This is a genomic window from Nostoc sp. DSM 114161 (assembly GCF_052692665.1).
In genome coordinates, this window is the sequence record NZ_CP195141.1 from 2,810,608 (window position 1) to 2,825,022 (window position 14,415).

Consider the following 14,415-nt stretch of genomic DNA (forward strand, 5'->3'; position numbering starts at 1 on the left):
CTGGGTCGTTTCTTGTTGCTTAGTCTAAACTCCAGTTATCAAGCACAGCCACCTTTAGAATTTATTCCTCCAGCATTCAACCCTTTATTTTTAAGAGTTGTTCATCTGTTGTTACCAAGTTTCATCAAATGGCAAACACCAATTACCAAAATTGAAGCAGACAACGTGGAAGTTCTGGTAGATCTCTATCGCCAGTTTCAGGAGGGTAAAATCCGGTTTCTGCTGGCTTTTCGCCATCCTAAAACCGACGATCCCTTTGGTTTGGGCTACTTGCTGTCTCAACTGGTGCCAAAGGTAGCACGATCGCAAGACACAGCGCTACAACTTCCGATTCACGCTCATTTTATCTACGATCGCGGCATTCCTCTATGGGCTGGTTCTCACGTTGGCTGGATTATGTCCCAGTTGGGTGGTACTCCGATTCAGCGAGGTAAGGCTGACTGGACGGGGTTACGTTCGGCGCGTGATTTGTTTGCTAATGGAAAATTCCCGATGGCTGCGTCCCCAGAAGGTGCTACCAATGGTTTATCGGAGAGAATCAGCCCCTTGGAACCAGGTATTGCCCAGCTAGGTTTTTGGTGTGCGGAGGATTTGCAAAAAGCCGGACGCCCCGAACAGGTTTTCATTGTACCAGTTGGGATTAAATATAGTTACGTTGATGCTCCTTGGGATGCGATCGCTAATCTTTTAAATGAATTGGAAGCAGCTAGTGGTTTACCTGTAAATCCACCACAACCAGGTAATGTTGCTTCTGTAGAAACCCTTTATCCCCGATTACTAACTTTGGCAGAACATTTACTTTCGTTGATGGAAATATTTTACACGCGTTTTTATCATCAAAAACTACCAGATGCCAAGACTGTTGCAGGGCAAATTCCAGATAGAAATCAAGCATTGGCAGTTCGGTTACAAGCTTTATTAAATGCAGCATTAATAATATCAGAACAGTATTTTGATTTGCAGTCCAAAGGTTCTTTAACTGACCGCTGTCGGCGAGTGGAACAAGCTGGTTGGAATTATATATTTAGAGAAGAATTTAAGGATGCCAAAGGAGTATCTGCTGTGGAAAAAGCTTTAGGCGATCGCGTTGCTGAAGAAGCGAATGCACGAATGTGGCACATGCGTTTAGTGGAAAGCTTTGTGGCGGTTTCTGGTAATTATATTAAAGAAAAACCAACAGTAGAAAGATTTGCGGAAACAACTCTAATTTTATGGAAAATGATTGCCAAGATTCAAGGCAATAAAGCTATCCAGCGTCCAGAATTAGGAAGGGAAAAAGTAAAAATAACTGTGGGTGAACCCATATCTATTTCTGAACGTTACCCAGCATATAAAGAAAATCGTTTGGCTGCTAGACAAGCTGTTGCTGATGTGACTAATGATTTACAATCCGCGATGGAAGGATTGATTTGACATCTTTTTAGCTCCTTAACCTAGATAATTATCTTGGAAACACTTTAGATAAATCCAGAATTAAATCAAGAAAATATGGCAGATGAACTGATTCATTTTGCAGATAAATAAACTTGCGACGATAACCAAATTTACCTTGTAAATCTTGATAAGGTTCGCTATAACATTCCAGATAATTATCTACTAAATTAAATATCCAATAGTCGGAAATATCTGCTTCTGCATAAAGAGACAATTTTACATCTCGATCGTATTGCAAAGTCAAATTAGAAATTTCAATTACAAGCAATATATCAGATGGACTAGGATGAGCTTCTAAATATTCATCAGGACGATTTCGTACAATGACTAGATCGGGTTCTGGTTCGCTATCATCACCTATAATAATTGGTTCTTGTCCTCGAAGAATTGCCTCATCTGCAACCAGCTTGAATAACTCCCTATATAAGCGGGTGCTGCAAACGGAGTGTGATGTGCCTTTTGCTGCCATCTGTACTATTTCTCCTCTAATTAGCTCAACTCTGTCATCCTCACAAAAAAAGCCGAGTTCTGTGAGACGCTGATATTCAGCTATGGTGAAACGTTTAACAGTAGCAAGGCTCATAACAACTAAGGGAATACAGGATTATTTTTATTTTAATATAGTTGCGACTGATAAAATTTATGCGATAGAAGATGATAATATATCTAGCTATTCTTCTTTATCAGCTTCTGTAGTTGCTTCTATACTTATTCCTTTCCAAGGAAAGTCAAAATATGGTTGAATATTTTTGAGTTCATCAATGGATTTCAAGAAGAAATTTTTAATAGCAGATAGCTGGTCTTTTTCAGATAAAAACTCTTGTAGGCTTTTTCGATAAAAAATAGCTGACCATGTTGGTAAAATAGTTAAACTTTCAGGAACCCATATATCAGGCTTATCATTAATTATTCTTTTCATAGATTCAATAATTTTTTGGCGTTTTTCAAAACCAGGTGAAACCTCTAAACATATACCTAGATATGGATATTCCGTTAAATTATCTGGATTTAAATTAAAGTATCCAAGACCACACCAAAAATTTTCACCTGAAAACCTGGTATAGATAATATATCTACTGTGCCACTTCCATTGAGTTCTACTTGCTGCGCCTTTGATGACGCCTCCAAAAGCTAGCCTGAATTTCTCTTGTACTTCGTAATTGAGAGTTGATTCCATAAGGTTGAGAGTTTTGTTAAAGTTTACCATTGTTAATAAGTCAACAGATGAAAATTGATTAGTATAATACATTTGATTTCTCCTCATGAAAATTAAGATTTCTTTGGCTAATATATCAGTTGTGTGTTTTTGTAATTGGTTATAAAATTGATACCACCTCAATTGATAAAAATTTACCTTTGAGTATAAATTCAATGGTAAAATTTTGGTTTCATCTTTTGGCTCGTAATCACGAGTGATGTAAATTAGAATTCTATTTTTGACATTCGGTAAATTGCTCAAAATCTCAGCATATTTTTTTAATTGCCCCGGTAATTCTGTAGAGCCGATTTTTGATTCAATAAATATTACATCTGTGCTTAAACCAGTTGATAGTTCAACCACAATATCAAATCTGCTATCTTCTGTATGGGTTTCAAGTCCTTTATGTTCTTGTTGAGTGGAAATTTTGATGTTGGAATAATTATCATCACTAATGATTGAGTGATGTTTTAGCCAATCAAGTAAAATATCTTGATTCAGAGAGAAAAAATAAGCAACAATTTCGGTAAAAAAATCTTCAAGCGGCTTGTTTGCTGAATGTAGATTGAGTAAATTGCTAAACAGAGACATTTTTTTAATAGTTAAAGTAATTACGGAAAATTTATGCACAATAAGTTTGCAGTCACGGTTAAACGAGACTACAGAAAAATTATGTAATTTATGTTTGTATTTAGTATTACTAACGTTGCAGTAGTTATAACTTAGCCGATCGCTATTTGACAAGCCGATTAAAAAAACGATACCAACGACAAATAGGGATAAAATTTTTATCCCTAAAAAGTGTGTATTCTAATAGCTAGATAAAGCTATTAATTTTCTGTTAAATGACTTTCTAACAAAGATGCGATCGCCTCTGGATGAATATTTTTGTATTTCTTTTTACCAAGCTGTAAAACACAGTTGGGGGCGCTGCTGCAACATTTTTGGCAACTGGTATGTTCGATGGTAACTTTGTCTAATAAACCGCGATCGCACAAAGTTTTTTCTAATTCTGATAATAAGCCTTTACCGCCACGCTTGAGGCAACCCGACTTTTGACACACCATAATTTTGGCTTTGGGTGTGAGTGGCAAATTTTGAATTGGACAAGTACCAATTGGCGTGACTTGACAGGCTTTGATTTGAATTTCACCTGTGTGCGAGTCTAACTCACTATAAGCAAAAACACGAATTTCTTCACCAGGAACTAACAACAAACTCAGAGAACGGCGCAACTCTTTTGGCAATTTAATTTCCATAGTTCCATCTGAAACTGCCAGTTGCAAATATTTATATTTCTTGGGTTCGGCACCGACAAAACCTAAAAATTGTCCTTCAAGGCTTAATTCTGATAACGTAAAATACTTTTTACCCATGATTGATTCAAAGTAATTGGGCATAGGGTATGGGGCATGGGGCAGAGGGGCAGAGGGGCAGAGGGGAAAGAGCTATCTATCCATCTCCCCTGCTCCCTGCTCCCCTGCTCCCCTGCTCCTCTGCCTCTTACGCGAGGCGTTTCGCTTCCACAGTTTGCGGTAAATTGGCTACGTCTGGTAATTCACGAAATTCTAATTCCCAGCCATTTGCTAAGGTCAAAATCTTACCATCATTGCCATCAGTTTGTTTGACTACTTCTTCTTCCAAATCTTTTTTAGCAACGTAGACTACTAAAGTGCCGGCATCATTCACGCGTAACATTACTTTCATGAGACTCCTCAACAGATTCTAGTTCTTTTTTCTTACAGCCGACGACAATTCCTGTTTCTATGAAATGCACAGCATATATATAGGAACTCTGCAAATATGTGCCTATACTTGCTATGTAGCCAATATCTCCTTTTTTAGCTAAAACTTGGCCGATTTCTTTACCAGGAAAGGTACCATCGTTTTTAATTAGTTTGCGAAGTCTGACTTTTTCACCAATTTCAAAAGCGGGTGGTAAGTCTAGTTCTAATTCATCGCGTTGCATGAGAATACCTCTGTTCTCTGGCCAAATTTAGGACTTCTTCTGTGGTGAGGCTACGTTTTTTCTTGACTGACTGATGGCGCACTGCGTCTAAAACTGACTGGGTTTCTTGTGAGTTCAAGAAAATTCCATGCTGTTCTAGTAAGTTGGAAACTGAATGTCTTCCTGAATGTTTACCCACTACTAAGCGGCGTTCGCAACCCACTTCTTCGGGGGCAAATGGTTCGTAGGTGAGGGGGTTTTGGAGGACGCCGTGAGCGTGAATTCCGGATTCGTGGGCGAAGGTGTTTTCACCAACGATCGCTTTCCAAGGCGGAACGTCCGCGCCTGATGCAGAAGCAACTAGCTGAGACAGTCCCAGTAAATGAGATGTATCAATTCCCAAATCAACGCCGTAGATGCGTTTGATGGCCATGACAACTTCTTCTAGGGCTGCATTTCCCGCCCTTTCACCCAAGCCGTTGACTGTGGTATTCACAGATGTGGCTCCAGCTTTGATCCCAGCAAGGGCGTTGGCGGTTGCTAGACCAAAATCATTGTGGGTGTGAATTTCCAGGGGAATCGTCAAAGCCGAAACCAGATGCTTCACCTTTGTATAGGTGCTAAAGGGGTCGAGAACTCCTACGGTGTCGCAGAAGCGGAAGCGGGATGCACCCCATTCTTGGGCGGAAAGTGCTACATCTAAAAGGAAGCTTTCATCGGCTCTCGAAGAATCTTCTCCGCCGACTGCTACCCAAAGACCGCGATCGACAGCGAAGCTGATGGAGTCCTTGAGTTTTTGTAGACTTACCCGCCACTGACCGTGAAATTTAGTCGCAATTTGAATACCAGAGACGGGGATGGCGATATGCACTCGGTTGAGACCGCAGGCAATAGAAGCCTTAATATCTGAGATGACAGCGCGGTTCCAGCCTAAGAGTTTTGCTTGCAAACCCAAGTCAGAAATTGCGGCGATCGCTTGTGTTTCTTCACCCCCCATTGCTGGTATCCCAACTTCTAATTCGGGGATACCAATGGCATCGAGAAACTTGGCGATCGCTACTTTTTCTTTTAAGTTGAAAGCAACACCCGCCGCTTGTTCGCCATCACGCAATGTAGTGTCATTAATTATGATTTGATTCATTGCAAATATCCCTCTCTTGGAAGTATTCTCAATATCCTTTCTCTCTACTATTCCCAGTGATGGTAAATGCTAAAAATATCACAATATATAAACAGGATACATGATCCTAAATTATTGCTCATCTAGCAACATCACATCTGTATGACAAGGAACCAAAAATTGGTATAATTTACTAATCTTTTTTACCGAGGTCGCTTGTAATTTGTTCGAGTAGTAAATAACTAATATAGCTATTAGCAAATCCGGAAAAAAGTAAAAGACAGAATCCAGCAATTAATGTAGTAATCATCTCAGGAACCTCAGATTTTGTATAGTATTGGTGTGTAGTTTAGTCTCAGTACAAATGCAAGAACTCAGAAGTCAGAATTGGGTAAAATCAATGGTGGTGAAGCAGCTTGACTTTCTTGAAATTAAGAACTTAACACCATACAAGCCTTAGAAATTAATAATTCTGGATTCTGAATTCTGAATTCTGAATTCTCAGTTACAAATTAGCTAACTTTGTTCTGCTAACCAGTCAAAAATCTTTTCTAACTGGTCTAAGTTAACTAAACCATACTGCCAGAGAAGCATCGGTAACGGGCCATTTTGTAATTCACGGTGTCGTAGCGCTACAGCAATATCCGCATTTGAAAGTTCAAGTTCATGGTGCAAGAATTTGATGAGTTGAATATCTCTGTTACGAGTTGGCATAGTTGAACTTTCAATTTGTTCAGTTGGAAAAGAATTAAAAATCAGAAATTCCTATCTATTTTCGGCATTAGGCATGGGAGATGAGGGAGCATAGGAGAGAAATAACTCCTGAATTCTGACTCCGTTCGGCTGACGCTCACGGCGAAGCCTGACTCCTGAATTCTCAATTATGAATTCTTCTCAGTTTGCAATAGAATTTGCTAGCGGACAGTAACTTCAACGTCTAAATCTCTTCAATATTTATGCATCGGAGCAAAGAGCTATGCTTGTGTGATGAATTCAAGATTAATATTGTCTAGATTAGGTTTTTCAACAATATTTATGACTTAACGCTCACCACTAAATTTCCAGCAACGCTCTAGCCATTCGACTAATTCATGACGAGAAGCGAGAAATTGCATAACCGTACTCCGAATTAGAATTGCTTCTAGCAAATTGTTGACTTGCACCCGTAAAGAACCATCGGGAAGACAGGAACTCTTGATTTTTAATTCTTGCAAACGGTGATAGATTCGCCAGCGATCGCTCAAAGGAATCTGCAAAACTTGTTCGCCTAAAGTATCATTTGTCATTTGTGATTTGTCCTTTGTCCTTTGTCATTTGTTATTTGTCGGTTATCATTTGTCATTTGTTATTTGTCAGTTGTCTTTTGTCAGTTGTCCTTTGTCAGTTGTCTTTTGTCCTTTGTGTAAAGTAAATGACTAATGACTAATGACTAATGACCAATGACTAATGACCAATGACTAACGACCAATAACTACTTAGTCACGACTCCTGATTCCTGAGTTCTGACTTCTAAAGCTTGCAGTTGTTTTTCGAGTTGTTCGATGCGCGTGAGTAAAGAACGAATCACCGTTGCTTCTACATCGGGTAGCTTTCCATGTTCTAAAGGAGAAAGGCTAGCGCCTCGATCGCGAGAAATAATTCGACCGGGAACTCCCACCACAGTACAATCGCTGGGGACATTCCGCAAAACAATGGAACCCGCGCCAATGCGGACGCGATCGCCAATTTGCAGATTACCCAAAACTTTCGCACCCGCACCCACCACAACATTTTTACCGACTGTGGGATGACGCTTTCCGCTTTCTTTACCAGTTCCGCCAAGGGTGACGCCTTGATAAATCAACGTATAGTCTCCGACGATCGCAGTTTCGCCAATGACAACCCCCATTCCGTGGTCGATAAATACGCCTTGACCAATTTCTGCACCTGGGTGAATTTCAATTCCGGTTAAAAATCGTCCCAAGTGAGAAATCAAGCGCGGAACAAAAGCCACTCCTCGACAATGTAACCAGCGAGCAACACGATGCAAACACAGTGCGTGCAATCCAGGATAGCAAAACACAACTTCTAGCCAATTGCGTGCTGCTGGGTCGCGCTCAAAGATAATGCGAAAATCACTCAATAATGGCTCAAAAAAATCTCCAGAGAGTAATCTTTTGAGCAAGGATTTCTGTTTTGAATCCTGTATTTTCTGAGTTTGAGGATTCGTAATTCTGTCTAAAGACTGTTGCATCGCTACTGTCTATCTGGTTAAAAGAGCCATCTGCTATTTTTATGCTTATATCAGGCCGCTTCCAACTCAATAGACAAGCCAATGCTGATTGGATTTATTGGATTTATTAAGGTTGTACTCAAACGCCAAAACCCCCACCTTAAATAAATTAAAAATTTATTTTGGGGTAGGGGTACTAGTATTTAATGATAGGGGTACTGGTATTTTTAGGGCAGGGTTTAAGAATTTCTGTACTCGCTACAAGAAACTTTACCTGTAAGACTTTGCAAAGATTTATTCCAGATATTTTGCGATTTATTAAGCTGTACTCAAATGCACTCAAGTATGGTTTAGGTAGCTATAAAACTGAAAATTCTGTATATCGTATTACTATTATTATCTTATTATCTGGCTCGACAAAAAACAACTTTCTTTATTTTCTTTTAGGATTTGCTGTCTGTATGTATATATACGTTTTCAAATATCGCTATCGCTCATAAGAGATGTTTTCTTATTATATAGATGTGTGGGAATAACTAACACAAAATTTCCCAGCAGTATAATAGGTAAATATTCCCATAGCAATTGAATAATAATAGGATTTCTAAATAAAAAAACATTCAACTTTTCTTGTGGGGTGGGCGTCTCGCCCGCCCATAACCAGGGGCGGACAAGATGTCCACCCCACAATGTTGGATAATTGATTTGTTGGTAATTTCTAACTGATTCCTCTAGGGGCGTAAAGCTATGCTACCCTACCCACAAAACTTGTAGAGAGTGATAAACGGAGTTTAAATACTCATTAATGAAGTTCAAAGGCTCATTAACGGAGTTCAAAGACTCATTAATGAGGTTCAGAGGCTCATTAATGGAGTTCAAATACTCATTAATGAACTTCAGAGGTTCATTAACGAGTATCAAAGACTCATTAATGGAGTTCAAAGGCTCATTAACGAGTATCAAAGACTCATTAACGAGTATCAAAGGTTTATTAATGAGTATCAAAGACTCAAGAACCAGACGCAGCTTTATTAGGTCTACCCTTGATAGCCTTAAACCGTTCGCCTAACTGTTCAGCCACACTCTTTAACCCTGGAGTCTTTTTCGATGCAGTCTTGACGTAATCATAAACAGTTAAACTACCAGTCATCGCTTCACTACCGACAGCCATTAGGGTATCATCTACTTGTTCGGTGAGTTGCTGCATGGAGATTAAAAGCTCAGTCAACGCAGTTGCTAATTGATAATCCCGAACAAGTTCGTCAACGTCAAAAGTCGCTGGCAGAATTTCACGGTTAGATTGAGCAGCAGTGATGCTATTGTTTACAAAGGCGAGGCTTTTATCGCCCATTTTGACTAACTTGCGCCGTTCGTCAGCACTGAGAGTAACTAAAAAGGGAAGCTTTTGTTGGACTTTCTGTAGCGCAGCTTTAATTTCTTGGATATCTTGTGGCGAAAGCGAGCCTGTAATATTTTGATAAGCCATCGTATATTTACCTTGGGAGTGATGATTGTGAAGTAGCAAAATTTGCTACGTATATAATTCCCATTGGTAAGAGCGATCGCACATTATATCGAGTTTAGTTGAAAACTTATTGTTTAGAGTGACGCGGGGACTGGAGAGGCGAAGATATTTTAGTTAACTTGAAAGCTTAAGTACAATATTTCATTAATTCGTAGAGAATTCTCTGCGTACCTTTGCGCTAACCTCTGCGATCCTATGCGTTTAAATTTCAATCCTCAATTCGCCACAATTTTACGTAAAGTTTACTAAGCCGTCTACTTCTGGATATAAACAATACTTGCATAGATGGGCGGCGCGATCGCTAACTAAACGCCGTAATTCTGCATTAATATATAGACGAGACATATTGAAGACTTATTGAGGGTTAACGTACTGACGAGCTTTTGCTTTTGCTAACCTCATAATATGCTCTAGCGTGAGGAAATAATCTAACTCTCGCTGGTCACTTCCAGTAAGACCTTCAGTTTTTGCGCGATAAACCAGATCCTCTAAACGGTCTTTGGCTGCATCCGAGAGTTTGAAATCGATAACACCTTGGGGAGTGGTGCCAGCAGCAATAAAATCTATAATTTCGTCGTAAACTTTGGTGGTATTTATAGATGTAGTCATGAGATTACCTTTTTTATTTAATTTTACTAATTTACATGCGATCGCTCAGAAGAACCTCATGTAGAGACGCGATTCATCGCGTCTGAAAGGCACGTTACAGAGACGCGATAAATCGCAGTCTCTACAGAAAATATTCTCGTCAACTATTCCTTTTTATGATTAATCACTACTCTATGCAACTTCCAAAGATTCTCCTAGCGTTTTAGGTTCCGGTAGAGGTTCGCCATCAGCCAATGATGATTCAATCAGCATTTCTAAAACTTCTTGAGCATTTGTCAGAGCTTCTTCGTAAGTTTCTCCATGAGTGCAAGGCTGCATTATATCCGTAAACTCAGGTAAGAAAACTACATAACAATTGTCTTCTTCTGACCACTGAATAATAATTGTATATTTCATTCCTCTGAAACCTAATTACGAATTACGAATTACGAATTACGAATTACAAATCTAATTCTGCCAACTTCTTCTGAGCAAATTCCCGCACTTCCTCATCTGTGTCATTCGCTGCTCTGTCGCGCAACAGTGGTAAAGTCTGGGGATGCTGAGGAAATTGCTTGATAATTATCTCTAGTGCAATGCGCCGAGGATTGGTTTCATAATCTTTCTGGCGCTCAAAAGGGTCATTAACAGCGCATTGCTGGTAAATTTCAAACAACTCAAGCTGATATTTAAAGTATTTAGCTAATCCTTGGACTGCTGCACCTCGCACATCCCAGTTATCATTCTGGGTAGCGCATTGTTTGAGGAAGGATTTGGTTTCGGGGTCATCTTTGAAGTTCTTGGCTAATTCTTCGACTGCTACACCTCGTACATCATTGTCATCATCCTGGATAGCGCATTGTTTGAAGAAAGATTTGGTTTCGGGGTCATCTTTGAAGTTCTTGGCTAATTCTTCGACTGCTGCACGCCGCACATCCCAGTTACCATCCTGGGTAGCACATTGTTTGAGGAAAGATTTGGTGTCGAGGTCATCTTTGAAGTTCTTGGCTAATTCTTCGACTGCTGCACGTCGCACATCCCAGCTATCATCCTGAGTAGCGCGTTGTTTGAGGATGGTTTTGGTGTCGGGGTCATTTTTGAAGTTCTTGGCTAATTCTTCGACTGCTGCACGTCGCACATAGTTGTCATTATCCTGGGTAGCGCGTTGTTTGAGGATGGTTTTGGTGTCGGGGTCATCTTTGAAGTTTTTCGCTAATTCTTCGACTGCTGCACGTCGCACATAGTTGTCATCGTCCTGGGTAGCCCGTTGTTTGAGGATGGTTTTGGTGTCGGGGTCATCTTTGAAGTTTTTCGCTAATTCTTGGAGTGCTACACCTCGCACACTCGCACTATTATCTTGGGTAGTACGTTCTTTGAGAAAGGATTTGGTATCGGGGTCATCTTTGAAGTTGTTCGCTAATTCTTGGAGTGCTACACCTCGCACAAAGTACTTATCATCCTGGGTAGCACGTTGTTTGAGGAAGGATTTGGTGTTGGGGTCATCTTTGAAGTTTTTCGCTAATTCTTCGACTGCTAGACCTCGCACATCCCAGCTATCATCCTGGGTGGCACATTTTTTGAGTATGTATTTGGTGTCGGGGTCATCTTTGAAGTTGTTCGCTAATTCTTCGACTGCTGCATATCGCACATCCGCACTATCATCCTGGGTAGCGCATTGTTTGAGGAAGGATTTGGTGTCGGGGTCATCTTTGAAGTTCTTAGCTAATTCTTGGAGTGCTGCACCTCGCACATCATTGTCATCATCCTGGGTAGCGCGTTGTTTGAGGAAGGATTTGGTGTCGGGGTCATCTTTGAAGTTCTTAGCTAATTCTTCGACTGCTGCACGTCGCACATTCGAGTTATCATCCTGGGTAGCGCATTGTTTGAGGAAGGATTTGGTGTCGGGGTCATCTTTGAAGTTATTGGCTAATTGTTGGAGTGCTGCACTTCGCACATAGTTGTCATCATCCTGGATAGCGCATTGTTTGAGGAAGGATTTGGTGTGGAGAGATTCTTGCCAGGTCGTTGCAATTGCTGTAACTGCCTGAGTGCGAATTTGCTGAACTAGATTAGTTTCTTCTTCATCTTCATAGAGAACGTAATAGTACCAGAGGTCATATCTAGTTAAGTCTTTAAGCTTGTCAAGTAATTTATTAGCCATTGACACAATTACCGAGCGATTTCTCACTTCTACAAGACACTTAGCAGCTAAAAATAGATTTACAAACTTTTCCTCTTCGCCATCTTGCACCATTAAATATTCAAGAATTTCGCTAACAAACTTAGGCTCAATCATTCCTGCAATTAACAGTAAAACTTCATGCCAACTTTCATCTTGCCAGTGTTTGCCAAAAACTTCATTCTTTAGTTCCTCAAGACTCAGCGTTTGCGTTTCTTTAAACTGCCAGACAAACTCCCAAGCACAGAAATATTCTAAAAATGTCCGATGCACAAAAGCATAATAATCCGCACCCAGAAAACATAACATAAAGTTGCGAGTCCGCAGTTGATTAATCATCACCCGCGCCACTTCTCTGGGTTTATCAAATTCTATGGTTTTGAGATATTCACTCAGAACTTTGACTAAATCGTTTTCATTAATCAAATTCCCTGCCAAACCTTTCTCACCTGTCTGCATCTGATAAGCAACCTGACGTAGCATCGCTTGTTTATCTTTATAAACAATCGTCTTGGGATCTAACCTCTTATCTTCTGTTAAAACGCGTTCCACATCCCATTGATGCAGCAGTACCCGCGATGCTTGATCGTAAAGTGTAGCTCTATCTCTTGGCAGTTCTTGATTTCGATTCAGAATTGCCATCATCGTCAACAACAGAGGATTTCCTGCCAATTCCGCAATAGCTTTGGAAGCTGTAATTCCTCTTTGCAGCCGTTCCCGTTTTCTCACTTTTTCTGCTGCATCAGCAAAAGTTAACTCATGCCAACGGTTAATAAAATCCTGAATTTGTTCTGAGTCTAAATCTTGTAAAATAAAGTGGCGAAACTCAGCATCACGCAATCGTTGGGGTTTATAGCCAATAATCCGAGAAGTGACAATCACCTGCACGTTGGGATAGTCATTAGTAAAGCGATGAATATCAGTAATTACATCTTCTCGCTGGCCGGGGTCAAAGACTTCATCTAAACCATCAAACATCACCAATGCATTAGCAGCTTTTAATTGTTTATCTAATTCAAGCTGATTGAGATGAGCAATTGCACCGCTACATTGATGAAAAAACTCGATAAAATTCTTGCACTCTTTATCTTCCCGTCGCCGCATATAAGTGCGTAACTCAATTAGCAAGGGAATTGGTAAAGATATCGCATTATCCAGTGGAGACTGCGCCCAATTCAAAGCTAAAAATTGCAACAATGTAGACTTGCCGGAACCAGGGTCGCCCAAAATGACGATATATTTATAATCTTGCTTTTTATTGACAACATCTAAAACACAAAGTATCGGCTGTTCAAAATAAACTCGTTTGTGGCGTTCTAATTCTGCTAATTCAATTTCTGCTTCTACTCGATCGCTTTCTCGCAGCCGGCGTAGATGTTCTTTCGGCAGTTCGTGAACTTGTGGTAAAACTTGATGAGCTTCCCTGACATTTTGAGCAGTAAAAATCCGCCATAATTTGAGTTCGTTATAGGCATAGCCGCTAGTATCTAAGCTATCTAATTTAACATTGCCATAGTGTTCTAGGATTCCTTCTTGATAGCGTTTTAAATCAAACGCGGGAATCACCTCACCATAGCCTCTTGTGTTCTTTTCGATTTGTTCCAGATTTTGCGAATCCAGAATAGCTCTGAGTTCAGGAATTCCTCGAATAATCTCCTTAACTTTTTGCAGATATTTCTTAGCAACCCGCTTCCAGTTAAAATCATCCGGTAACGGATTTGAGGTATTAATTTTATCCCAAATTTCTTGTAATCTATTAGTGTCTATAACTCGATTGATATCTTTAAAGGGATTTCCCAATATTTCTTTGACTTCTTGATGGTTGACAAATTGCTTTAGAGGCTGCGTATACTTTTTGATTTCATCTTCAGAAAGTTCCCCACCTTTTAAATCTTCCTGCACCAGTTGTAAAAATTCTTTTAAAGCTTTGCCAGCAGCAATTTCTATATCTTCCTTCTTAAGTTTTTCTAAAATATTGCCGGGGATGCCTTTTAATAAATCTTTAGCCCAATCTTTCGCAGCATCTCTAGCTAAATCTTCGAGAATGGGTTTAAAAATCAACCCAGCAGCCTGAGTTACACCCCAAATAGCTAACAAATCCATCATACTCGCGTCTGTTGAGATTTTGATTACGAGTATATACACTAGCTTGAGTGATGTTTCCAAATTTTAGAGTTTTTGTAGAAACAAACCTTAATTTTGCGGTTTCTA

General features: G+C 39.9%; 14 protein-coding genes. 1 reads left to right on the top strand and 13 read right to left on the bottom strand.

The genetic code is table 11. From position 1 onward, the window contains the following. Positions 1-12: 12 nt before the first annotated feature. A complete protein-coding gene (locus tag NSTC745_RS12275) occupies positions 13-1,413 on the top strand; it encodes a 1-acyl-sn-glycerol-3-phosphate acyltransferase (RefSeq protein WP_445637378.1) in 1,401 nt (466 codons plus the stop codon). Positions 1,414-1,441: 28 nt separating this feature from the next. Here NSTC745_RS12275 and NSTC745_RS12280 read toward each other — a convergent pair whose 3' ends face one another. The 13 genes from NSTC745_RS12280 to NSTC745_RS12340 all read right to left on the bottom strand — a co-directional run bounded on the left by NSTC745_RS12280 (position 1,442) and on the right by NSTC745_RS12340 (position 14,310). After that, a complete protein-coding gene (locus tag NSTC745_RS12280) occupies positions 1,442-2,017 on the bottom strand; it encodes a Uma2 family endonuclease (RefSeq protein ID WP_445637379.1) in 576 nt (191 codons plus the stop codon). An 87-nt stretch (positions 2,018-2,104) separates the two neighbouring features. Continuing rightward, a complete protein-coding gene (locus NSTC745_RS12285) occupies positions 2,105-3,262 on the bottom strand; it encodes a PD-(D/E)XK nuclease family protein (RefSeq protein WP_445637380.1) in 1,158 nt (385 codons plus the stop codon). Between the two features lie 200 nt (positions 3,263-3,462). Beyond that, positions 3,463-4,008 carry a (2Fe-2S) ferredoxin domain-containing protein gene (locus NSTC745_RS12290; RefSeq protein WP_445637381.1) on the bottom strand — a complete coding sequence of 182 codons (546 nt, stop codon included), beginning with the start codon at positions 4,006-4,008 and terminating at the stop codon, positions 3,463-3,465. A 127-nt stretch (positions 4,009-4,135) separates the two neighbouring features. Continuing rightward, the gene (gene nifT, locus NSTC745_RS12295; RefSeq protein ID WP_445637382.1) at positions 4,136-4,339 is read right to left on the bottom strand and encodes a putative nitrogen fixation protein NifT; all 204 of its coding nucleotides are present in this window, start codon (positions 4,337-4,339) and stop codon (positions 4,136-4,138) included. After that, complete coding sequence (locus tag NSTC745_RS12300; protein WP_096534564.1) at positions 4,314-4,601, bottom strand: nitrogen fixation protein NifZ; 288 nt, start codon at positions 4,599-4,601, stop codon at positions 4,314-4,316. Before NSTC745_RS12300 ends, nifT begins: the two co-directional genes overlap by 26 nt. Beyond that, positions 4,588-5,721 (bottom strand): homocitrate synthase, encoded by a 1,134-nt coding sequence (gene nifV / locus NSTC745_RS12305; RefSeq protein WP_445637383.1) that lies wholly within the window; start codon positions 5,719-5,721, stop codon positions 4,588-4,590. The genes NSTC745_RS12300 and nifV overlap by 14 nt, the downstream gene beginning before the upstream one ends. Before the next feature lie 495 nt (positions 5,722-6,216). Next, positions 6,217-6,414 carry a DUF2949 domain-containing protein gene (locus NSTC745_RS12310; protein ID WP_096534566.1) on the bottom strand — a complete coding sequence of 66 codons (198 nt, stop codon included), beginning with the start codon at positions 6,412-6,414 and terminating at the stop codon, positions 6,217-6,219. A gap of 326 nt (positions 6,415-6,740) precedes the next feature. After that, complete coding sequence (locus NSTC745_RS12315) at positions 6,741-6,986, bottom strand: Asr1405/Asl0597 family protein (RefSeq protein WP_445637384.1); 246 nt, start codon at positions 6,984-6,986, stop codon at positions 6,741-6,743. A 185-nt stretch (positions 6,987-7,171) separates the two neighbouring features. Further along, positions 7,172-7,933, bottom strand: a complete 762-nt coding sequence (cysE, locus tag NSTC745_RS12320; RefSeq protein WP_445637385.1) for a serine O-acetyltransferase — start codon at positions 7,931-7,933, stop codon at positions 7,172-7,174. A gap of 988 nt (positions 7,934-8,921) precedes the next feature. Further along, on the bottom strand, positions 8,922-9,398 hold the full coding sequence (locus tag NSTC745_RS12325) for a hypothetical protein (RefSeq protein WP_445637386.1): 477 nt from the start codon (positions 9,396-9,398) through the stop codon (positions 8,922-8,924). A gap of 393 nt (positions 9,399-9,791) precedes the next feature. After that, the gene (locus NSTC745_RS12330) at positions 9,792-10,046 is read right to left on the bottom strand and encodes a hypothetical protein (RefSeq protein ID WP_445637387.1); all 255 of its coding nucleotides are present in this window, start codon (positions 10,044-10,046) and stop codon (positions 9,792-9,794) included. Between the two features lie 171 nt (positions 10,047-10,217). Next, entirely contained in the window at positions 10,218-10,442 is a 225-nt protein-coding gene (locus NSTC745_RS12335; RefSeq protein WP_445637388.1) for a type II toxin-antitoxin system HicB family antitoxin, read from the bottom strand. 43 nt (positions 10,443-10,485) lie between these two features. Beyond that, the gene (locus tag NSTC745_RS12340) at positions 10,486-14,310 is read right to left on the bottom strand and encodes a HEAT repeat domain-containing protein (protein ID WP_445637389.1); all 3,825 of its coding nucleotides are present in this window, start codon (positions 14,308-14,310) and stop codon (positions 10,486-10,488) included. Positions 14,311-14,415: the final 105 nt, after the last annotated feature.